The sequence below is a fragment of the Vibrio sp. A1-1 genome (assembly GCF_021728175.1).
In the GTDB taxonomy this organism is placed as follows: domain Bacteria; phylum Pseudomonadota; class Gammaproteobacteria; order Enterobacterales; family Vibrionaceae; genus Vibrio; species Vibrio diabolicus.
Window position 1 is genome coordinate 78,207 of sequence record NZ_JAKKCL010000018.1, and the last position, 21,223, is coordinate 99,429.

18 protein-coding genes, 1 tRNA gene and 1 rRNA gene are annotated in these 21,223 nt (G+C 44.4%); 12 read left to right on the forward strand and 8 right to left on the reverse strand.

Features of this window, described 5'->3' with window-relative positions:
- Window positions 1–15: 15 nt before the first annotated feature.
- The 5 genes from L3V30_RS20485 to pepA form a co-directional block, all read right to left on the reverse strand.
- A complete protein-coding gene (locus L3V30_RS20485) occupies window positions 16–921 on the reverse strand; it encodes a bifunctional helix-turn-helix transcriptional regulator/GNAT family N-acetyltransferase (protein ID WP_237309679.1) in 906 nt (301 codons plus the stop codon).
- A 115-nt stretch (window positions 922–1,036) separates the two neighbouring features.
- Window positions 1,037–1,441, reverse strand: coding sequence for a DUF2061 domain-containing protein (locus L3V30_RS20490; protein WP_237309681.1), 405 nt, complete (start codon window positions 1,439–1,441; stop codon window positions 1,037–1,039).
- Window positions 1,442–1,643: 202 nt separating this feature from the next.
- Window positions 1,644–4,502 (reverse strand): valine--tRNA ligase, encoded by a 2,859-nt coding sequence (locus L3V30_RS20495; protein WP_109170275.1) that lies wholly within the window; start codon window positions 4,500–4,502, stop codon window positions 1,644–1,646.
- A 96-nt stretch (window positions 4,503–4,598) separates the two neighbouring features.
- Window positions 4,599–5,048 carry a DNA polymerase III subunit chi gene (locus L3V30_RS20500; protein ID WP_046873623.1) on the reverse strand — a complete coding sequence of 150 codons (450 nt, stop codon included), beginning with the start codon at window positions 5,046–5,048 and terminating at the stop codon, window positions 4,599–4,601.
- Window positions 5,049–5,163: 115 nt separating this feature from the next.
- Window positions 5,164–6,672: a leucyl aminopeptidase gene (pepA, locus tag L3V30_RS20505; protein ID WP_005397459.1), complete on the reverse strand. Its 1,509-nt coding sequence runs from the start codon at window positions 6,670–6,672 to the stop codon at window positions 5,164–5,166.
- 200 nt (window positions 6,673–6,872) lie between these two features.
- On the opposite strand from pepA, the gene lptF reads away from it, so the two are divergent.
- On the forward strand, window positions 6,873–7,973 hold the full coding sequence (gene lptF / locus L3V30_RS20510) for an LPS export ABC transporter permease LptF (RefSeq protein ID WP_006742363.1): 1,101 nt from the start codon (window positions 6,873–6,875) through the stop codon (window positions 7,971–7,973).
- 3 nt (window positions 7,974–7,976) lie between these two features.
- Window positions 7,977–9,047, forward strand: a complete 1,071-nt coding sequence (gene lptG, locus L3V30_RS20515) for an LPS export ABC transporter permease LptG (RefSeq protein ID WP_046873614.1) — start codon at window positions 7,977–7,979, stop codon at window positions 9,045–9,047.
- 87 nt (window positions 9,048–9,134) lie between these two features.
- On the opposite strand, the gene L3V30_RS20520 is transcribed toward lptG, so the two are convergent.
- On the reverse strand, window positions 9,135–9,614 hold the full coding sequence (locus L3V30_RS20520) for an RDD family protein (protein WP_005397453.1): 480 nt from the start codon (window positions 9,612–9,614) through the stop codon (window positions 9,135–9,137).
- Between the two features lie 184 nt (window positions 9,615–9,798).
- Window positions 9,799–11,067: a DUF2254 domain-containing protein gene (locus tag L3V30_RS20525; protein WP_005397451.1), complete on the reverse strand. Its 1,269-nt coding sequence runs from the start codon at window positions 11,065–11,067 to the stop codon at window positions 9,799–9,801.
- A gap of 227 nt (window positions 11,068–11,294) precedes the next feature.
- Here L3V30_RS20525 and L3V30_RS20530 point away from each other — a divergent pair, with 227 nt between their 5' ends.
- Together L3V30_RS20530 and L3V30_RS20535 are read left to right on the forward strand one after the other, a co-directional pair.
- The gene (locus tag L3V30_RS20530) at window positions 11,295–11,960 is read left to right on the forward strand and encodes an SDR family NAD(P)-dependent oxidoreductase (protein WP_104969819.1); all 666 of its coding nucleotides are present in this window, start codon (window positions 11,295–11,297) and stop codon (window positions 11,958–11,960) included.
- A gap of 190 nt (window positions 11,961–12,150) precedes the next feature.
- A tRNA-Leu gene (locus L3V30_RS20535) sits at window positions 12,151–12,235 on the forward strand.
- Window positions 12,236–12,434: 199 nt separating this feature from the next.
- Here the strand turns inward: L3V30_RS20535 and L3V30_RS20540 are convergent.
- Complete coding sequence (locus L3V30_RS20540) at window positions 12,435–13,718, reverse strand: carbohydrate-binding protein (RefSeq protein ID WP_237309683.1); 1,284 nt, start codon at window positions 13,716–13,718, stop codon at window positions 12,435–12,437.
- A gap of 247 nt (window positions 13,719–13,965) precedes the next feature.
- Between L3V30_RS20540 and L3V30_RS20545 the strand changes: the two genes are divergently transcribed.
- From L3V30_RS20545 to L3V30_RS20580, 8 genes are all read left to right on the forward strand, one after another.
- Entirely contained in the window at window positions 13,966–14,271 is a 306-nt protein-coding gene (locus L3V30_RS20545; protein ID WP_025767645.1) for a PTS sugar transporter subunit IIB, read from the forward strand.
- Window positions 14,272–14,359: 88 nt separating this feature from the next.
- On the forward strand, window positions 14,360–15,694 hold the full coding sequence (locus L3V30_RS20550; protein ID WP_237309685.1) for a PTS sugar transporter subunit IIC: 1,335 nt from the start codon (window positions 14,360–14,362) through the stop codon (window positions 15,692–15,694).
- Window positions 15,695–15,745: 51 nt separating this feature from the next.
- On the forward strand, window positions 15,746–16,057 hold the full coding sequence (locus tag L3V30_RS20555) for a PTS lactose/cellobiose transporter subunit IIA (RefSeq protein WP_031780628.1): 312 nt from the start codon (window positions 15,746–15,748) through the stop codon (window positions 16,055–16,057).
- 10 nt (window positions 16,058–16,067) lie between these two features.
- Window positions 16,068–17,390, forward strand: a complete 1,323-nt coding sequence (locus tag L3V30_RS20560) for a 6-phospho-beta-glucosidase (protein ID WP_005397437.1) — start codon at window positions 16,068–16,070, stop codon at window positions 17,388–17,390.
- Between the two features lie 18 nt (window positions 17,391–17,408).
- On the forward strand, window positions 17,409–18,164 hold the full coding sequence (gene chbG / locus L3V30_RS20565; protein WP_006742368.1) for a chitin disaccharide deacetylase: 756 nt from the start codon (window positions 17,409–17,411) through the stop codon (window positions 18,162–18,164).
- Between the two features lie 105 nt (window positions 18,165–18,269).
- Entirely contained in the window at window positions 18,270–19,268 is a 999-nt protein-coding gene (locus L3V30_RS20570; protein WP_237309686.1) for a LacI family DNA-binding transcriptional regulator, read from the forward strand.
- A 128-nt stretch (window positions 19,269–19,396) separates the two neighbouring features.
- Complete coding sequence (locus L3V30_RS20575; protein ID WP_048626864.1) at window positions 19,397–20,650, forward strand: HD-GYP domain-containing protein; 1,254 nt, start codon at window positions 19,397–19,399, stop codon at window positions 20,648–20,650.
- Between the two features lie 486 nt (window positions 20,651–21,136).
- A 16S ribosomal RNA gene (locus L3V30_RS20580) occupies window positions 21,137–21,223 on the forward strand; the annotation flags it as partial.

The window sequence follows — 21,223 nt, forward strand, 5'->3', positions numbered from 1 at the left end:
TGATAATATTTTTTATTACAGTACCTTAAGCATTACGACTTCACATGCATCATGCCCTGTTTGTCCAAGCGGGGCATCGAGATGCTCAAAGCCTAGCTTTTCATACAAGCCTACCGCCTCTCTTAGACATTCGGTCGTTTCTAAATAGCACTGCTGATACCCAAACTGTTTCGCCAGTTGTAAGCTCAATGCGACGATGCGTTTGGCTAAACCGTGTCCTCGTGTTTGAGGTAAGAAGTACATCTTTTGCAGCTCACACACATTTGGCTCACCAGCTAAAGGGGCAAAGCCACCGCCACCAACGATCTCTCCGCGATGTTCAATGACCCAATAGGCGGCGCCGCATTGATTGTAAACCGAATACATATCATCAAGCGTTGGATCTGCCACACCATAACCTTTGTCTGCGGTTAAGCCGTATTCAGCAGAGACTTTACGAATCACATCTGCGACTTGCGGGTTGTCTGCTTTAGTAAGAGGTCGAAGAACGTATTCCTCAGCCTGACACACTTTTGTTAGCCCTTTTAGGTAAGTCTCTAGACCAAGTTTGAGTTGTTCTTGCTCACAGTCATCAAGTTGTGTAAGCAACTGCTCAAAAAAGCTGTTTTGCTGTTGGTCTAGTTGCGCTAACGCCTGCTGTCCTTGAATTGTGAGCACTACGAGTTGGCTTCGTTTATCTTTCGGGTTTTCGATGCTCTCAACCAAACCTAATTTAATCAAACCAGTAATGGTGCGGCTTGCATTGGACTTGTCGACACTAAGCTGCTGCGCCAGTTGGTTGATGGTCAATGGCTGCAATTGGATTTCACCTAATGCGTGCGCTTGTACCGGGGTAAGAGCGACATCGCCGCATTGTTTATCGAGCATACCAAGCAGTCGGACGGCTTGACGGGAGTAGTGTCGGAGTTGACGAGCGTTCATTATCACTTACCTCTAAAAATAAAGTTGCGCACCGCAATTAAATTAATTGCGGTGCGCAACTTTGTCAATGATAAATGTCATTTGGCTCGTTAGGAGACGTAGTGAGCCTCCATGTTTAAGCGTGGTGATGTAAACAAAACTGCGGTGCTGGAGTTTTTGCTGATGATTTACGCATCCATACTTTCTCGTGGAAGTAGTAAGCCACCGTATTCAAACTCGGCTCTAGCATCGCCATTACGCCGCCGACAAATGCATCACCTGTTAGTAAGTAAACCACGGTAAAAGCGACGCTGAAGTGCACGGTCGCAAAGCTTGCGGTTTTTAATTTGGTCATCCACTGACGAGCTTTAAGTGCTGGGACTTTTGCCCATGCCTTTTCATGAAAGTAGAAGGCTACGGTGTTCACTGAAGGCTCAATCATGGCAATTAAACTACCAATTAAAATGTCGCCTGTGAGTACGTAAGCGACACTAAATGCGATAGTCAAATGCAGTGCTGCGAAAGTTAGTGTCTTTTTCATGATAATTACTCAATCGTGTTTGTTTCGATGAGTTTATTATCGATAATAATTCTCATTAATGCTAATGGATGATGAGTATTGTTGCGATAGGGGAAAGCTATTGATGATGGTTTTTGGTGAAAGATATACAAAAAAGGTTGACCATGATGGCCAACCTTTGGATTCAAAGTGAGAAGTGTTAGTTCTTCTCTTTCACTGAGGCTTAAAGTGCAGCGATCGTTGTCTTCTGCTCTTCTAGCTTAGCTAGTGTCTCTTTGTAGCCTTCAAGCTTCTCACGCTCTTTAGCAACAACCGCTTCAGGTGCTTTCGCTACAAAGCCTTCGTTGCCCAGTTTGCCTTCGATACGCTTGATTTCGCCGTGCGTCTTCTTGATTTCGCCATCTAGACGAGCAAGCTCTGCATCTTTGTCGATCAAACCCGCCATTGGGATCATCAGCTCAGACTTGCCAACCAGTGCCGTTGCACACGCAGGGGTCTCTTCGCCGGCTTCAAGCACGCGTACTGCTTCTAGCTTCGCTAGAGACATCAATACTTGTTTGCTTGCTTCTAGACGAGAGGCGTCTTTCTCATTCGCTGCTTTCAGCATAACGTCTAGAGGCTTGCCAGGGTTGATGTCGTACTCTGCACGTAGGTTGCGGATGCTAGTGATGAACGCTTTCACCCACTCGATGTCGTCTAGCGCTTCTTGGTGGAAGTTCGCTTCGTCGAATTGAGGCAGCGTTTGTAGCATGATTGTCTCGCCCTCAACACCGTCAACTAGTGGCTTGATGCTTTGCCAGATAGTTTCTGTGATGTAAGGAATCACTGGGTGAGCCAGACGTAGCGTCTTCTCAAGTACCGTGATTAGTGTACGGCGAGTACCACGCTGTTGCGCTTCAGTACCTTTCCATAGAACGGGTTTAGTTAGCTCTAGGTACCAGTCACAGAATTGGTTCCAGATGAATTCGTAAAGTGTGTTTGCAGCCATATCTAGACGGAAGTTGTCGATATGGTTGTTGAACGCTTTCGCTGCGAGTTCAAACTGAGACTCGATCCACTTGTCTGCTAGTGAGTACTCGATCTCACCTTCACCAAAACCACAATCTTGCTCTTCTGTGTTCATCATTACGTAACGGCTTGCGTTCCATAGTTTGTTACAGAAGTTACGGTAACCTTCAAGACGCTTCATATCCCAGTTGATATCGCGACCTGTTGATGCCATTGCTGCAAGAGTGAAACGCAGTGCGTCTGTACCGTATGCTTCGATACCGTTTTCAAACGTCTTACGAGTGTTTTTCTCGATCTTCTTCGCTAGCTGAGGCTGCATCATGTTGCCACAACGCTTCTCTACTAGAGACTCTAGGTCGATACCATCGATCATGTCGATTGGGTCAAGTACGTTACCTTTCGACTTCGACATCTTGTCGCCGTTTTCGTCACGGATTAGGCCGGTAACGTAAACTGTCTTAAATGGTACTTGTGGTTTGCCATTTTCGTCTTTCACGAAGTGCATGGTCATCATGATCATGCGCGCAACCCAGAAGAAGATGATGTCGAAACCAGTTACTAGAACGTCTGAAGGGTGGAATACTTTCAGATCGTCAGTTTGCTCTGGCCAACCTTGAGTACCGAACGTCCATAGTGCAGAAGAGAACCATGTATCCAGTACGTCTTCGTCTTGGTGCAGTTCAATGACTGACTCTAGGTTGTTGTTCTTACGAACTTCTTCTTCAGTGCGACCTACGTAAACATTACCTTGGTTGTCGTACCAAGCTGGGATGCGGTGACCCCACCATAGCTGACGAGAGATACACCAGTCTTGAACGTCACGCATCCAAGAGAAGTACATGTTTTCGTATTGCTTAGGAACGAATTGGATGTCGCCGTTTTCTACTGCTTCAACTGCTGTTTTCGCTAGAGGCGCAGTACGTACGTACCATTGGTCAGTTAGCATTGGTTCGATAACCACGCCACCACGGTCGCCGTAAGGAACTTGTAGATCGTGATCTTTTACTTCTTCAAGTAGACCTAGCTCGTCGAATTCAGCAACGATAGCTTTACGAGCGGCAAAACGCTCCATACCGTGGTATTTAGCTGGTAGCTCAGTGCTGTAAGCGTCGCTTGCTTCGCCGTTAGTGTTGAATACTTCTGCTGCGTCGCGGATGTTCGCGTCGAAAGTCAGAATGTTGATCATTGGTAGCTGGTGGCGCTTACCAACTTCGTAGTCGTTGAAGTCGTGCGCAGGTGTGATTTTCACACAGCCAGTACCTTTTTCCATATCTGCGTGCTCATCGCCCACGATTGGGATGCGACGATCAACGATAGGAAGGATGATTTCTTTACCGATAAGATCTTTGTAACGTGGATCTTCTGGGTTAACTGCAACACCCGTATCGCCTAGCATGGTCTCTGGACGAGTCGTTGCAACAACGATGTAGTCTTTGCCATCCGCTGTTTTAGCGCCATCTGCTAGTGGGTAGCGGAAGTGCCACATGTTGCCTTTAGTGTCTTTGTTCTCTACTTCTAGATCTGAAATCGCTGTGTGTAGCTTTGGATCCCAGTTAACCAGACGCTTACCGCGGTAGATTAGATCGTCTTCGTATAGACGTACGAATACTTCTTGAACGGCGTTAGATAGACCATCGTCCATCGTAAAGCGCTCACGATCCCAGTCTACAGATGCGCCAAGACGACGAAGCTGCTTAGTGATAGTGCCGCCAGATTCGCCTTTCCATTCCCAGATTTTGTCGATGAAAGCTTCACGACCGTAATCGTGTTTTGTTTTGCCTTCTTCTGCAGCGATCTTACGCTCAACAACCATCTGAGTTGCGATACCAGCGTGGTCAGTACCTACTTGCCAAAGGGTGTTTTTACCCTTCATACGTTCACAACGGATAAGCGTATCCATGATCGTATCTTGGAACGCGTGGCCCATGTGTAGGCTACCAGTGACGTTCGGTGGCGGGATCATGATGCTGTATGATTCTTTAGTAGTGTCACCGTGTGGCTTAAAGTAGCCTTTCTCTTCCCAAGTCTGATACAGAGCTTGTTCGATTGAAGTTGGGTTGTATGTCTTTTCCATAGCGCTCTTTTAATGGATACGTTGATGGTTGAATCTTAGTCAATCTTTATAAGTGAGGGATCTTAACAAGATCGCCTTAACTATAAGGATTGACCGTTAAGGATATTGAATTTCGATCGTTTGCAGCTGGTAACCTGCTTGACGGTAAATTTTATATCTTTCTCTTGCGAGTTGTTTAGCTTTTTCTTCGCAGGGCACGAAGTCTACCACTTGAGCAAACTTGTTCGCAAAGGTTGTCTCATTTTCCGCCAAATTAATTACCAATTGACGATTCCAAGACGGCTTTACACCGTTATGGCCGATCTCAATATTGGTGGCGTATTTCGGTCCCTCGCCTACGAGGTTATGTGCCATGAACTTGTCTGCATCAACTTGCCAAAAGGCTTCAGCGAGCTGCTCGGCGTGTGGTTTGTCTTGGCAGTTTAAATACACTTTAGCGCCTTGGCGGGCAAAGTGCTGCGCCAAAAACACAATGTACTCTTCAAAGCCAGCCACCGTTGCTTGCGGGCTCTCTTCGTTAATGATGTAGAAGGTTGCAGTTTGCATCATTCTCTCACTTGCCTTGGGTCTCTTCCTAAGACCATCTTAAATCCCATTTTCATTTTAGAAAATTAGGATAATAAAAAAGGGCCTTGCGGCCCTTTTAGATTTTGTTCAGAAATTACTCTTCTGTCTCTTGGCCGCTGCGGTTCAAAAGGAATTGGACAAGCATTGAGACAGGACGGCCCGTTGAGCCTTTCGCTGCGCCTGATTTCCACGCAGTACCTGCGATATCGACGTGTGCCCAATTGTACTTCTTCGCGAACTTAGATAAGAAGCAACCCGCAGTGATAGTACCAGCAGGACGGCCACCAATGTTTGCCATATCCGCAAACGGGCTCTTTAACTGCTCGTGGTACTCATCTGCCATTGGTAGACGCCATGCACGGTCACTCGCTTGCTCTGAAGCGTTAACTAGCTCATGAGAAAGAGGGTTGTGGTTAGAGATAACGCCACTGATGTGGTGGCCTAGTGCGATAACACAAGCACCAGTTAGGGTTGCAACGTCAACCACGCAGTCTGGTTCGAAACGCTCTACGTAAGTCAGTGCGTCACAAAGAACAAGACGACCTTCCGCATCCGTGTTCAGAACTTCTACAGTTTGACCAGACATTGTCGTTAGGATATCACCTGGACGGTAAGCGTTGCTGCCTGGCATGTTTTCACAGCCTGCTAGAACACCAATAACGTTAATTGGTAGGTTTAGCTTCGCTAGCGCTTTCATTGTACCGAATACCGATGCCGCACCACACATGTCGTACTTCATCTCATCCATACCTTCGCCCGGTTTTAGAGAGATACCGCCTGAATCGAAGGTTAGACCTTTACCTACTAGCACAATAGGTTTTGCATCTGAGTCAGGGTTACCTTTGTACTCGATGATAGACATCATAGATTCGTTTTTAGAACCACGACCGACTGCTAGGTAAGAGGTCATACCCAGTTTTTCCATCTCTTGCTCACCAATGATTTTGGTGGTTACGGTTTCGTAATCGTCCGCTAGACGACGAGCTTGAGAAGCAAGGTAAGCTGGATTAGCTACGTTTGGCGGCATGTTGCCAAGGTCTTTTGAGGCTTTGACACCTGATGCGATAGCTAGACCATGAGTGATTGCTTTTTCACCCAAGTTTAATTCACGACGCGTTGGTACATTGAAAACAAGCTTGCGCAGTGGGCGGCGAGTCTCAGGTTTAACGCTCTTGAATTGATTAAATGTGTATAGACCATCTTTAGTCGCTTCTACAGCCTGGCGCACTTTCCAGTATGTATCACGACCCTTAACATGCAGTTCAGTTAGGAAACATACCGCTTCCATTGAGCCTGTCTCGTTAAGTGTGCTGATCGTCTTTTGAATGATTTCCTTGTACTGGCGCTCGCCAAGTTCACGCTCTTTGCCGCAACCGACAAGTAAAACGCGCTCTGACAAAACACCTGGTACTTGATGCAGTAGCAGCATCTGACCAGGTTTACCCTCTAGATCACCACGGCGAAGTAGTGAACTGATGTAACCGTCACTGATTTTATCAAGTTGTTCGGCTACTGGAGAAAGGCGACGTGGTTCAAACACACCAACAACGATACATGCGCTACGTTGTTTCTCTGGACTGCCACTTTTTACACTGAACTCCATGCGTACTCCTACATCCTGAAGACAAATTGCTCTAAATGTTAGATAATGATCGCTTACTTGTTGAATTTTAGCTCCAGGTTTACATGCAGAGCTGATTAAGCGACTAACATCTAGTTTATAATTTTTAAAAAAATAAATGGTTCAACGGGAAACTATAGTGATTCGACCAAAAAAACAAGTTTTGTATAGGTAATTTCAGCGTGATTATTGTTAGATATTTGATCCGCGAAACACTCAAGAGCCAATTTGCGATTTTTTTCGTACTTTTTTTGGTGTTTGTAAGCCAGAAATTCATAAGTGTTCTTGCTGATGCTTCTGATGGGGATATTCCTGCTGGATTGATTTTCTCGATTGTTGGTTTGAATATGCCAGCAATGGGGTTGTTAATGCTGCCTTTGAGTCTGTATATCGGCATACTGATCACCTTTGGTCGCCTGTATGCAGAGAGCGAAATTGTCGTTATGAACGCGACAGGTATTGGTAACAAATTCCTGGTACAAGCGGCCTTGTACTTAGCACTGATTACTTCTGCTGTGGCGGCTTTCAATGCATTGTGGTTATCGCCGTGGTCTCAAGACCGTGTTGAGCAACTTTATGAACAAGTGGCGGCAGAAAACAGCGTTGACTTGCTAAAGAAAGGGCAATTCCAAGGCACGCCAGATGGTTCATCGGTTGTGTTCATTGATGACATTAAAGACAATACATTGAGCAACGTTTTTGTCGCGCAGATGCGCCCGAGAGATTCAGTGTTACCGAGTGTGATGTTCTCGTCTTCTGGTGAAGTAAAAGAACTGTCGGACGGCCGTCAGGTCATCACCATGAAAGAAGGCACGCGTTATGAAGGAGTACCTACTCGCGTTGAATATATGATCACAAAATTCGATGAATACGAAGGCGTTATCGGCCAGCGTGAGGTCAAAAAGAAAGGGCGAGATTGGGAAGCGTACCCAACGGTCGATTTGATTGGACACCCAGACCCAGAAGCGCAAGCAGAGCTGCAATGGCGCATTTCGTTATTTGTGTGTATTCCACTCTTAACGATGTTGGTTATTCCTTTGTCAGCGGTGAATCCGCGTCAGGGACGATTTGCCAAAATGGGGCCCGCGATTCTTATTTATCTAGCGTATTTCCTGGCGATTAGTGCAACAAAATCTGCATTAGAAGATGGTGACATTCCGGCGGCAATCGGCATGTGGCCTATTAATGCGATGTTACTGATTGTCGCAATCATGGCCAATATGATGGACAGCGTTGCTGCTCGACGAATAAAAGACAAATTCCGTAAGAAGAGGCTCGCGTAAGCTGTGTTCAAAATCTTAGACCTTTACATCGGTAGAACCATCATCTCTACCACTGCCTTGGTTTTAGCGACGTTTGTTGGCTTATCGGGCATCATCAAATACGTAGAACAGTTACGTAAAGTAGGGCGAGGCGTGTATGACCTCACTCATGCGTTGTACTTTGTGTTGCTCAGTGTGCCGCGTGATATCGAAATGTTCTTCCCAATGGCAGCATTACTCGGTGCCCTTATTGGTTTGGGTATGTTGGCGTCAAGCTCTGAGCTGGTGGTGATGCAAGCTGCTGGTTTCTCAAAGTTGGATATAGGGTTATCCGTGCTCAAAACGGCGGTGCCACTTATGCTTATCGTTATGACGTTAGGGCAATGGGGCGCTCCAGAAGCACAAAAGATGGCGCGTGACTTACGTGCGTTTGCGATATCGGGAGGTAGTATTGTCTCAGTTCGTTCTGGAGTTTGGGCTCGTGACGCAAACGACTTTATCTTTATAGGTAAAGTCGAAGACGACAAGCTTTATGCTTTAAATATGTGGCGTTTTGATGATGATAAGAATCTACAAAAGGTTATCTTTGCTGAAGAGGTCGACTATCAACAAGATAACAATTGGTTGATGCGAGACGTACAAATCACGGATATGAAAAATGAAAACGTGATTTCGAAGCAAGACATCGAACAGATGGAATGGCATACGTCATTGGCTCCAGATAAGCTAGCTGTGGTGACGGTAAAGCCTGAAGAGTTATCACTGAGCGGTTTGTATGATTACGTGACCTATCTGAAAGCATCAGAGCAAGATGCGTCTCGCTATGAATTGGCGTTTTGGCGTAAGTTGACACAGCCGCTTTCAATTGCCGTGATGATGTTGATGGCGCTATCGTTTGTTTTCGGACCACTCAGAAGTGTGACCATGGGGGCAAGGGTATTATCGGGTGTGGTTGCCGGGTTTACTTTTTATATATCCAGTGAGTTCTTTGGCCCATTAAGCTTGGTATATGGCATATCCCCAGTGTTTGGTGCATTGGCTCCGAGTCTGGTGTTCTTAGCCATTGCGATTGCGCTGCTGAGAAGAAAGCTGTAGCTGAAGGATCACCGAATAAACCATGCTTCATCGGATAAAGTGTAAAAGGAAGGCATTATGCCTTCCTTTTTTGTATTCCCGGATAAGTTAGTTTGCCTTAGGCAACACAACAACCTCTGTTTTTGCCCAAATGTCGTGGAAACCACGTTTCTTGGGATCAATCGGCACAGTCAGGTTTGCCAAACCAAAGCCAGATGTTGCAATGCGGATCAGGGCTTGAGTGACTGTAATCGGCGCACCGTCTTTGGCATTGCGAACTCGAAGTTTCCAAGCGCGCATCCCAAGTGTTTGCCCTGCTCGCGTCCAGAAGAAGACAAAGAAGTATATCCACACAACCGCAAGATACAGTGTAAATAGAGGGCTTAATACAGGGTGCTTTCCGAGCATATCAGCGGCATCTGCGTACTCGCCGTAGCTCAACAGCCCTGCTGCATTTAGTGCAAATACAACGGCCATAACAATACCTGCGGCCATCATTTCAATTGCGATAATAATCAATGTGTCGTAAATCAACGCTGCAAGTCGACGAAAGAGACCAGCAGGTGGAAGAGTTGTAGACGTTGTCATTATTCCATCACTTACCTTAAAAATTGTGCGTCAGAATATAGATTCCCTCACCAAGAGAAAAGAGACCTAACGCACAGAGTCTTTAATTATGCATAAACGAAGTGACTTTTCTGCTGTGTGTTATGAATATATACCATGATGTACAAGGCCTTTCGGTAACCTATTTCAACTGAATTTTACTTGCCTAACCATTAGCTTTTTGGTCTGTAACTAGATTAGACAGATGAGAGAGTTGGTGTTTCTCATCTTCGGTATAATGCTGGCTCAAGGAGAGCTCTAAAGCTTTTTCTGATAGCTTGGTTGCAGGTGATAAAAACAACTTGGGGTGCATACTAGAAAGAGCCAGCAAGGCTTTTTGTAGGCGAATCTGTATTTGGAGTTGCGCTGCACCATCGTGCGCGATTGGCAAAAAGACATCATCAAACAAATCCTGGCAGCTCAATGCGGGCACAAATAGCCTAGGGTATCGAGTTTTGGTAGGCGGCTCGCTGAGTAACTCTCCCCATAATGAAAGCGCTCGTACAGAACGCCCAAGAACATCAATCGCGGTACCGTTATCATTCACGGCGGGGGAGAGAGCTCGTGAGGCGATCTCCGCCATGACGACTAATCCAAAACGAGGATCTTGATCATAGGAACGCTCCGTTCGAATCGTGAAGGCCGCAGTTATTTCGTTTTCGTCTGGCAACGCTCCACAAACCCAAGCCAATGGTTGACTCACATACACAAAACTTCCTGGTTGTCGTTCAAGATAGATGGTGCATTGGTTTGCTTCAGCAATACTATCGAGATGATGCATATCAACATGCTGTAAGTAGCCAATTTCTTGGCTGAAAATAGGCTTGCTTCCTCTGGGTTTATGTTCTGGATGGCTCCATGGGTGAGCGCCTAGCCAGCGTTCCCGACCACGTTTTCTTATCGCATCTAACAAAGCTTGTTCCACGTAGGAGGTAGTTTCACTGACTCTCCCTAGTACGGAAAGGTGCTGAATCCAACGTAGCAAGGTGAGTATGATCATCACGATCACGGCGATGGTAACGATGAATAGGTAAATTTGTGCTTGTTGATGATAGGCGCCAATGCCTAGCGCGATAATGCCTACCAAACTAAATAGAAAAGAGCCAAGAAAGGTCGCCAAAGCATTTTGTGTTGTGCTGTCTTCCATCAACAGTTTTGTCGCTCGCGGCGTTACCCCTGCACTAGCGGCACTGTACGCTGAGACCATTATATTGAGCGAGAATGTGGTCACCGCAAGCATGGAAGTCGCGAGGATATTTAATATGTTGTTAAGCAAATCCTTACTGACGTTGATTGCAGGAGGCAGAGTAATGAACTGGTTTAAAACAATGGATATTAGGGCGGTGGCGACAGCAAGTAAGGCATAAAGTGATGTGCGAACCCACAATTTGCGCGTCATTTGCTTCAGTAACCATTGCCATTTTGACCCAGTCATTCGCATGCTCCTATTCAGTTCTTACTCGAAAGTCGATAGAAAATTCAGAAAGTTATTCTTGCTTAAGCATAGGTTAAATCTTCCTCGTTCTACTTGGAATTTCATGCATCATGAGAGTAAGAAAGCCGCTTGCTTCAAAGAACGGTGTTCTTGAGGTGTGAATTACCAAGATTCTGTTACCTTAATTGATAGATACATTAAAAGTATGTGATAGAAAAGAGGTAGCCATGATTGTAATTACAGGTGCAAGTAGCGGTTTAGGGGCAGAGCTGGCAAAGCGTTATGATGCGGAAGACAAAGAGACGTATATCATAGGAAGAAACACAGAAAAACTATCCGCATTAGCTAAACAACTCTCTCATAACGTCGGATATCAAGCTTGCAACCTCTCACTGCATCAAGATGTGAAACACCTATTTGATGGGATGAAACAGCCGCCTGAAATGGTCATTCATAGTGCAGGAAGTGGTTATTTTGGCGAACTGGAAGAGCAGGAGCCGGAAGAGATTCAAAAACTGATTGATAATAACCTGAATTCTGCGATTCATGTGTTAAGAGAGTTAGTAAAGCGTTACAAAGATCAACCGATAAAAGTGGTCATGATCATGTCCACAGCCGCTCAACAACCAAAAGCGCAAGAGTCTACGTATTGTGCTGTGAAGTGGGCTGTCAAAGGATTAATCGAGTCGGTTCGTTTGGAGTTAAAAGGAAAGCCGATGAAAATTATCGCGGTTTATCCTGGTGGTATGGATACGGAATTCTGGAAGACAAGCGGCAACACGATGGACACGAGTCACTTCATGCAAGCGGAAGATGCTGCCGAGATGCTCCATACGGCTTTGTCGAGCATTGGGAATGGTTATGTTTCTGATATTACAGTGAATAGAATTTAAAAAGAGTTGCGTATACTCATTTTCACCTAGATCAGTAGTAGGAAATGGAGCGTACGTTTCTTTTCAGTACAGCTTTGTCATACTTTGTGGCGAAATTATCAGCAAACGATAGTTATTTAAGGTATTTCTGCTTGCGCAGGTCAAAAGCTTCCGTATAATGCCAATCATCAAAGGGCAATAGCCCAAAGATGCCGGTGTGGTGAAATTGGTATACACGACGGATTCAAAATCCGTTGCCTTCGGGCGTGGCGGTTCAAGTCCGCCCACCGGTACCATAATTCATATGATAAAGCCTCGACGTAAGTCGGGGCTTTGTTGTATCTAGGGTTTGTGAATTCAAATCCAGCGTGGCGTCAGGAATGCCAGGCCCAGTCAGTCCACTCTTTACTGCTTTCCATTTTTACTTTTCTAAAAATAAAAAAGCGCGAGGGATTACCTCGCGCAAGCTACTACATGATAATAGTAGGGAACAGCTTATAGAGCTGTGAACAAGGTGTTCTGTGAGTCAGGTGTCCAATCGGCTTGAGAGACGTGTGGGACGTTGACGAGATAACGTTTGCCAGAGTACGTCACTACATCTCCCTCTTTATATGAAACATTCACTTCCCAATTTGTTGCCGGATCAGCATTGGTCCAAAGGCTAGAGGTTGGGGAAGGTGCCCAGTCCTGCTGTGCGTTATGGCTGGTCACTGCTTGGTAAACGGTGCCTAAATGTAGGACGTAGTCGCCAGCGTTGTAGCTATGACCAACTTGCCAGTTTGGTGTGTAGTTATCCATCGTATCGAATACATAGCCAGCTTGTTTTGCTAGTCGGATAAATTCCGCTAATTTAGGTAAATTCTTGGTTGCACCCATTCCTCGCTTACCATCTTCAAACAAAAACTCATGCGTTAGAATAATGACCTTGTCTGCGTGGAGTGGTGTACCACATGGAAACTCTTGTGCTTTTGAGTTGATCGGGTTGATGGTGGTAGGAGCACAGTTGTTCAATGCTGCATCTACGTAACCTAGGAAAGGTTCTGCCTCTGTTAGACTGTTGGCTGGCATTGCTATCCCCCAGTTTTCAGGTGCCCAATCTACATCCCAACCATGTGTTTGATAGCCTTTATTAGCCAGAATGTTTTGTACCGCAATTGAGGCTTTCACACTGTTTGATGGGTCGTTGATATTACAAACGTAGCCTGGTTCCCAAGGTTTAAAGTTATCAGACGTTGCACATAATCCATCTGCTTTGAAGTCTTTAGTCACGCGCCAGCCGTTGGTGTAGGGCAGTCTAGCAAACTCTGTTGCCTTATAATTCGGGTAGCTTGTAATGTTAGGCAAATACTTCTCTAACACAGATAAGTTTTCCGTAAACATTGAGGCATCGTAAACAGGATCTTGGTACGAGTTAAGCTGGTGGTCGCCGGTAGCATTACATTCTGCTGCGCTATTAGGTCCAAACTCATCAACGCAGTTATGAACCATATGATCGTAACTATGGTTCGCGACAATATGACCAGTGTCTAATGCGAGCTTTAAGGCTTCTAGCGAACGGTCTTCATTCTCATCACCAATTCCGTCTAAGTGCCAAGCATTAAAGTAAAACGTCGCTTTGATATCTTCTTGGTTAAGTACTTGAATAACGTCAATAGAAGCATTGATTGGTCCATCATCAAACGTTAGATAAATGGTGCCTTTAGAGTCGGTTTGAGCAAATGAGTATTGTGATAGTGCGGCACTTACAAGCGTTGCAATAGCCAATTTATTAAATTTCATTCTCTATTCCTTTTTAGAAATTAATAACGACGTTGTCAGTAGTAATATATTGATAATTTGAAACCTAATGTAGTGTCTTAATTTATTTCCTGACTTTTATCCTAGACCTAAATAATTACTAAAAAACAGGTCGTATTTTCTAAATTGGGATAGTGTTCACGAATAATGCAACCGGTTGCGCTTTTTTGTCTTGGTTATTTTTGCTACAGTTTTTGCAGGTTGAAATTTACACAACGGGAGTAAGGCTATGAAAAAGATCCTTTTATGCTGTAGCGCAGGGATGTCAACCAGTATGCTTGTTAAAAAAATGGAGCAAGCTGCTGAAAATAAAGGAATTGAGTGCAAAATTGATGCGATGTCAGTGAATGCATTTGAAGATGCAATTAAAGAGTACGATGTTTGTCTTCTCGGGCCTCAAGTACGTTTTCAGCTAGAAGAGCTAAGAAAAACGGCGCAAGAGCATGGTAAAAACATTGATGCGATTTCTCCTCAGCATTATGGAATGATGAAGGGAGAGGAAGTACTAGAGCAAGCATTAGAATTAATTAACTAAACCATAGTTTTAAATTAAAAAAGATAACTGTACATCAAATATAAATATTTGATGCGGGATTCTTTTGCCTAAAATAAGGATGGATTCTATGAAGCTTTATGACGCAATTATAGGCGCAGTCGAAAAGCATATAGCCCCTATAGCAGCAAAAGTGGGGAATCAGCCCCATGTTCGAGCAATGAGAGACGGTTTTATAGTTGCAATGCCGTTTATTATTGTCGGTAGTTTCATTTTGATTTTTGCATTCCCACCATTTGCCGAAGACACGACCTTTACTTTTGGTCGAATTTGGCTCGATTTCGCCACCACACATTTTGATACCATAATGATGCCCTACAACATGTCGATGGGGATCATGACCATTTTTGTTTCGCTCGGCGTTGCTTATAGCTTAGCTAAGGCTTACAAGATGGATGGGATCACGAGTGCTGTATTGTCGCTGATGTCTTTTTTACTCATCGCGGCCCCTGCTAAAGATGGCGCGTTGTCTATGTCACATATGGGAGGAACAGGGATCTTCACTGCTGTGATGTGTGCATTCTTCTCGGTAGAGCTCTACCGTTTTATGAAAAAACACAACATTACGATTCGCATGCCAGAGCAAGTTCCACCGGCGATTGCACGATCATTTGAAGTACTGTTACCAGTCTTAGCGATATTCATTACCTTATATCCACTTAGCCTTTTCGTGCAAACCCAGTACGACATGTTGATTCCAGATGCGGTCATGGCAGTTTTTAAGCCTTTAATTAGTGCGTCTAACTCATTGCCTGCCATTATTGGCGCTCTATTGCTTTGCCAACTACTTTGGTTTGCGGGTATCCATGGTGCTGCAATTGTTGTGGGGCTGCTTTCTCCAATTTTCTTGACCAACATTGGTGCCAACATCGAAGCCTTTGTTGCAGGTGAACCGATTCCAAACGTATTTACTCAGCCTTTCTGGGATTTTTACATCTTTATCGGTGGCTCTGGTGCAACACTTGCTCTTGTTATGCTGATGTCATTTAGCCGTTCTGTTCACCTTAAGAGTATTGGTCGAATGAGTGCGGTGCCTGGCTTCTTCCAAATCAATGAACCTGTGATCTTCGGTAGCCCAGTTGTGATGAACCCGACCTTGTTTATCCCGTTCGTCTTCGCTCCAGTCATCAACGCTACGATAGCGTACTTTGCTGTGCATGTCGGCTTTGTGGGTATGGGGGTCGCTACAACGCCTTGGACAACACCAGCACTGATAGGTGCTTCGTGGGGTAGCGGTTGGACCTTTTCTCCAATATTGCTCGTCATTGGTTTATTGATTCTTGATCTAATTATCTACTTCCCATTCTTCAAAATGTTTGAGAAGCAAATGTTGGAGCAAGAACTACCAACGACGAAAGAAACTAAGGATGAGACACAACCTTCAGGTGAAGGTGTTACTGCTTAACGGTGCTTAATGGGCCGCAATTACCGCGGCCCGATTTTCGGAGAGAAAATGATGGAACAAGAATTGGTTGTGATGGAGATCATCTGTAATGCTGGCGAAGCCAGAAGTTTGAGCTACGAGGCGTTGCGTTTATCTAGAGAACAAGATTTTGATGCGGCTGAGGAGAAGCTCTCTCAAGCAAGAGAGTGCATTAACAAAGCCCACTTAATTCAGACTCAGTTGATTGAGGAAGATCAGGGGGAAGGGAAAGTCCCGATGACGTTAGTGATGGTACATGCTCAAGATCACTTAATGACCACGATTTTGGCTCAAGAAATGGCTGTAGAAATCGTTGCACTGAACAAAAAAATCTCGAACAAATAAGGGGAGAAAAATGTCTAGAGAGGCGATCAAACTTGCCATTATTGGCGGTGGTAGTAGCTATACCCCTGAACTGGTTGAAGGGGTTATTAAGCGCTTAGAATATTTACCCGTTAAGAAGATTCATTTTGTGGACATTGAGTCAGGAGCTGAGAAGCTTGAGATTATCAAAGGTCTAGCGCAGCGAATGGTTGATAAAGCAGGTGCAAAGATTGAGATAAAAGCAGACTTTGATCGTCGTGCTGCGATAAAAGATGCGGACTTTGTGATGACGCAGTTCCGTGTGGGTGGCCTTGCTGCTCGTGCTAATGACGAGCGAATTCCAATTAAATACGACGTCATCGGTCAAGAAACAACAGGCCCAGGTGGGTTTGCTAAAGCACTGCGAACCATCCCGGTTATTCTTGATATATGTAAAGATATTGAAGAGTTGGCACCCAATGCATGGATGCTCAACTTCACCAACCCTGCGGGTTTGGTCTCTGAAGCCGTCAGTAAGTACACCAAAGTAAAGAGTATTGGTTTATGTAATGTGCCGGTTTCGATGGAAATGATGATCGCAGAAATGATGGAGTGCGAGCCAAAAGAGCTACAACTTGAGTTTGCCGGATTAAACCATCTCGTTTGGGTGCACAAAGCATGGCTCAATGGAGAAGATATTACTCAAACAGTATTAGAGAAAGTCGGTGATGGTGCTAACTTCAGCATGAAGAACATCTGGGAAGAACCGTGGGATCCCGCATTTCTAAAAGCGCTGGGGGCGATACCATGTCCTTACCATCGTTATTTCTATCAAACCGATGCTATGCTCGCTGAAGAGAAACAAAGCGCGGGTGAAAAGGGCACTCGTGCTGAGCAGGTAATGGAAACAGAAAATGCGCTATTCAAGCTCTATCAAGATCCTAATCTCGATCATAAGCCGAAAGAGTTAGAAGAGCGGGGTGGGGCTTATTATTCAGATGCATCACTAAACTTGGTTGATTCAATTTATAACAATCGTAATAGTATTCATGTTGTTAACGTCTTAAATAACGGAGCGATTAACGGCCTCCCTGACGATGCTGTGATTGAGTGTAGCGCGGTGATTGGTAGTTGGGGCGCGAAACCTCTTGCGGTTGGTGAGCTGTCAAACAATATCAAAGGACTACTCTATCAAGTCAAAGCATATGAACAGTTGACAATAGACGCTGCTGTTGAAGGTAATTATGACAAAGCGCTCATGGCACTAACCAACAACCCATTGGTGCCTGACATTGGCCGTGCCAAGTCAATTCTGGATGATATTCTGGCGGTGAACGCTCCGTATTTACCTCAATTTAAACTAACGACGTTGTAGTACTAAGGAAGCACGCCAATGAAAGTCATTTTTAATGCTGATGATTTTGGTTTAACGAGAGGTGTAAATAACGGCATCGTAAAAGCTCATCAGCAAGGTGTTGTTCATTCAACCACCATGATGGTCGGTATGGATGCTGAGAAACATGCTTTAGAGTTGGCTCGCCATAATCCAGACTTGAGAATTGGCGTTCATCTTAGGTTTACAGCGGGAGTGCCTCTAACTGGGCACCCTAATTTGACCAACGGTCGAGCGCATTTTATCAAATACGACGAACTGTGGGGTAAGCAGGACTTCGAAACTCAGGTCATTTATGACGAAGCAAAAGCTCAGGTGGAACATTTTTTATCGCTTGGGTTAGAGCTAAGCCACTTAGATAGCCATCATCACGCGCATACTCACCCTCAAATTTTGCCCGTTATTAAAGAGGTAGCGAGTGAATACCGAGTGCCACTGCGGGGCACTGGCTTGTGTCAAGAATCGATGACAACAAGGTATGTCTTTACTGACGAGTTTTACGATCAAAAAGTAAGTTTAGATGGTTTGATGGCGCATTTATTGAGTCTAAAGACAAACTATGATTTGGTTGAGGTGATGTGCCACCCGGCAGAGGCCGATCAAGCGCTGATTTTAAAGAGTGGTTATGCGCTTCAGCGAGAGCTAGAGTTACAAGTTCTAACCTCTCCCATTTTAAAAGAACAGTTAGCTCAACATGGTATAGCTGTCACGGATTACTCTGAGCTCGTTTCTACCAATCAAATGGTCGGTGTATGATTAAAGGCTGCCAGCTTCGCCCCCTATAAGCACCTTACGAATTGCTGGCAGCCGTTCTACACAAACGGATATTTAATAACAATTGCAGTTGGACCCAATAGCATTATGGCAAGGATTAAAGATGTCGCCGAACTCGCCGGTGTAAATCGCTCTACCGTTTCTCGAATCATTAATGGGGAGGGGAAGTTTCGCGAAGAAACTCGAAAAAAAGTAGAGCAAGCTATGGCGCAACTGAATTATCGCCCGAGTGCGATTGCTCGTTCACTCGCAACCTCATCCAGTAATATGGTTGGCTTATTGGTGACTTACTATACGGGGGGCTTCTTTGGAGAGATGATGGAGCAGGTTCAGACTGAGCTGGATATTCATAAAAAGTTTCTGATTACCGCTCAAGGACATCATTCTGCAGAAGGTGAAAAGGAAGCCATTCAGCGTTTTAATGATCTGCGTTGTGATGGCTATGTCCTCCATAGTCGTTATTTGTCAGATGATGATTTACGTGAATTAGCAAAACAGCCTACGCCTTTCGTTCTTCTGGATCGCTATGTTGAAGGAATAGAAGAGCGTTGCGTTACTTTTAATCATCATCATGCAAGCCGTATTGCCGTCGAGCATCTTTTAGTTGGTGGTCATAGAAAAATCGCCTGTATTACCGGTCCATCCCAACGTCATAATAGTTTATTAAGAAAGCTTGGGTACGTTGACGCGATGAAGGATGCAGGTATCGATATTGACGAAAGCTGGTGTGAAGAAGGGAATTATGGTCGGCAAAGTGGTTATGATGCAATGGCTGCAATTTTACAACGACACCCTGAAGTTACTGCAGTCTTTTCTTGCAGTGAGGAAATGACGGTCGGTGCAATGCAGTACTTACACGAGCACAATATTTCAGTACCGGAGCAAATCTCTTTAACTAGCTTTGACAGTGTCGACCTTTGTGAAAGCCTTTATCCTACAGTGTCGGCAGTGCACTTTCCTATCAGTGATATGGCCCGTGTAGCGGTACAAACATTAATGGGATTAGTCAAAGGTCAAGAAATAATAGATAAGCCAACGTTCGAGGCTCAGCTTAAAATACGCAAAGCAGATCGAACCTTAAAGTAGCTTGCTTTTGCTCATTAAATGAGTAATTAGAAATGACCATCTGATGTTTTGATACTTACTGATGAATTTATTCACAAAATTTACTAGTATTCTAACTCTCTTAGGCAACGTAAATCAGTAGTGAATAAGTGGCAGCCATTAAACTTACGGTCGATCGTATTCAACCCGGATTACATATCCGTCTTCCGCTAAAGTGGAACGATCACCCTTTTCTACTCAATAGTTTTAAGATTAAAGATCAAGAACAAGTCGAGATGATCCGTCACCTCGGTGTAAAGTTCGTTTACTTTAATCCAGAGCAAAGTGATGCCGCACCACTTCCAGTCGACCAGATACAAGCTGATAGAGTAACGAATGAAGCGTCGCTAGATCATGAAACTCAAAAACTTTGGCAAGAAAAACAAAACCGCATAGAAAAGTTAAGTGCGTATCGTCGACGCGTTATTCAGTGCGAAAAAGAGTTTGAGCGCTCTCTTGCGCGTATGCGCTCAGTCATGACGAAAATTCGCAATCGTCCAACAGCTGCCGTTGATGAAGCAAAGCTTCTTATTGAAGATATCGTCGAGAAGTTAATGTGTGATGATAATGTCACTCTACATCTGATGAACGGTAAAAATGAGTTTGAAGATATTTATTTCCATTCGTTGAACGTTGCTGTTATCGCCATGATGATTGGCCGTGCTAACGGGTACTCAGCTGCGCAGTTGAAAGAGCTTTCATTTTCAGCGCTATTCCACGATATCGGTAAAATAAAAATTCCTACCGCAATATTAAGAAAGCAAGCACCGCTGACGGAACCAGAAATTAACTACTTAAAGTTGCACACCAAATATGGAGTAGACCTTGCGAGTCAAATAGAAGGTTTTCCCGAGGTTGCGAGAGTTGTGATTGCACAGCACCATGAACTAAGAGATGGGTCTGGCTATCCCAAAGGTCTGAAAGGAGATGAGATCAACGAGTTTGCTCAAATTATTGCTGTAGCTAACGCATTTGATAACTTGTGTCATACACCTATAGTCTCAGAGCAAAAAATTCCTTATACCGCACTCTCTCATTTATATAAGAACTGTAAACACCTATATAAAGAAGAAAACCTGAATATCCTGATTAAGTTTATGGGCGTGTTTCCTCCAGGCACTGTGGTTCAGCTTTCCAATAATATGGTGGGCTTGGTTATCTCAGTGAATGCATCGCATCTATTATTCCCAAATGTATTGGTTTACGACCCATCAGTGCCAAGGACGCAGGCGCCAATCATTGATCTTGCATCAAAGGATATAAAGATAGTTAACGCGGTTCATCCGTCTAAATTGCCGGAGAAAATCAAAGAGTATCTTAATCCGCGTTCACGCATTTCTTACTTCTTCGATAGTGATGAGTAGTTATCCACATATTTTTGTGGGTAAGCTGTAGAAATCTTGAGTGTTATTTCGGGGTAATTTTGAGGTTGGATGGAAAGTATCCACTTGGCATGTTTTTTTAGAAAAAATGTATTTTTAGTATTGCCAAAGAAAATCTTATCCCTATAATGCGCATCCATCGACACGGCAGACGCCACAAGGCTTCAGCAGGGTCGAAGAGGTAAAAAGGTTCTACGAAAAATTAGTTGAAAAAAGTGTTTGACACTAACAACCAAATCGCTAGAATGCACCTCCGCTTTGAGAGAAAACTTATCGAAAAGCAAGCTCTTTAACAATATAGACCTATCAATCTGTGTGGGCACTCGTTGATGATAATCCAATTAGAAACTTCGGTTTCAAATTAGGTTTCAATGAAACGAAGTGACCATTGAATCTTCGGATTCAGCACAGTCAATTCAAACATTACGTTATGTAATGTTCAGTATTCATTGAGCCGAACAAAATCTTAAATTGAAGAGTTTGATCATGGCTCAGATTGAACGCTGGCGGCAGGCCTAACACATGCAAGTCGAGCGGAAACGAGTTATCTGAACC

Coding starts and splice junctions, on each gene's coding strand:
- L3V30_RS20520 (WP_005397453.1), bottom strand. CDS start 9,614: ATGACAACGTCTACAACTCTTCCACCTGCTGGTCTCTTTCGTCGACTT.
- L3V30_RS20525 (WP_005397451.1), bottom strand. CDS start 11,067: ATGACTGGGTCAAAATGGCAATGGTTACTGAAGCAAATGACGCGCAAA.
- L3V30_RS20530 (WP_104969819.1), top strand. CDS start 11,295: ATGATTGTAATTACAGGTGCAAGTAGCGGTTTAGGGGCAGAGCTGGCA.
- L3V30_RS20495 (WP_109170275.1), bottom strand. CDS start 4,502: ATGGAAAAGACATACAACCCAACTTCAATCGAACAAGCTCTGTATCAG.
- L3V30_RS20550 (WP_237309685.1), top strand. CDS start 14,360: ATGAAGCTTTATGACGCAATTATAGGCGCAGTCGAAAAGCATATAGCC.
- L3V30_RS20485 (WP_237309679.1), bottom strand. CDS start 921: ATGAACGCTCGTCAACTCCGACACTACTCCCGTCAAGCCGTCCGACTG.
- L3V30_RS20570 (WP_237309686.1), top strand. CDS start 18,270: ATGGCAAGGATTAAAGATGTCGCCGAACTCGCCGGTGTAAATCGCTCT.
- L3V30_RS20545 (WP_025767645.1), top strand. CDS start 13,966: ATGAAAAAGATCCTTTTATGCTGTAGCGCAGGGATGTCAACCAGTATG.
- L3V30_RS20555 (WP_031780628.1), top strand. CDS start 15,746: ATGGAACAAGAATTGGTTGTGATGGAGATCATCTGTAATGCTGGCGAA.
- L3V30_RS20490 (WP_237309681.1), bottom strand. CDS start 1,441: ATGAAAAAGACACTAACTTTCGCAGCACTGCATTTGACTATCGCATTT.
- L3V30_RS20560 (WP_005397437.1), top strand. CDS start 16,068: ATGTCTAGAGAGGCGATCAAACTTGCCATTATTGGCGGTGGTAGTAGC.
- L3V30_RS20500 (WP_046873623.1), bottom strand. CDS start 5,048: ATGCAAACTGCAACCTTCTACATCATTAACGAAGAGAGCCCGCAAGCA.
- chbG (WP_006742368.1), top strand. CDS start 17,409: ATGAAAGTCATTTTTAATGCTGATGATTTTGGTTTAACGAGAGGTGTA.
- pepA (WP_005397459.1), bottom strand. CDS start 6,672: ATGGAGTTCAGTGTAAAAAGTGGCAGTCCAGAGAAACAACGTAGCGCA.
- L3V30_RS20540 (WP_237309683.1), bottom strand. CDS start 13,718: ATGAAATTTAATAAATTGGCTATTGCAACGCTTGTAAGTGCCGCACTA.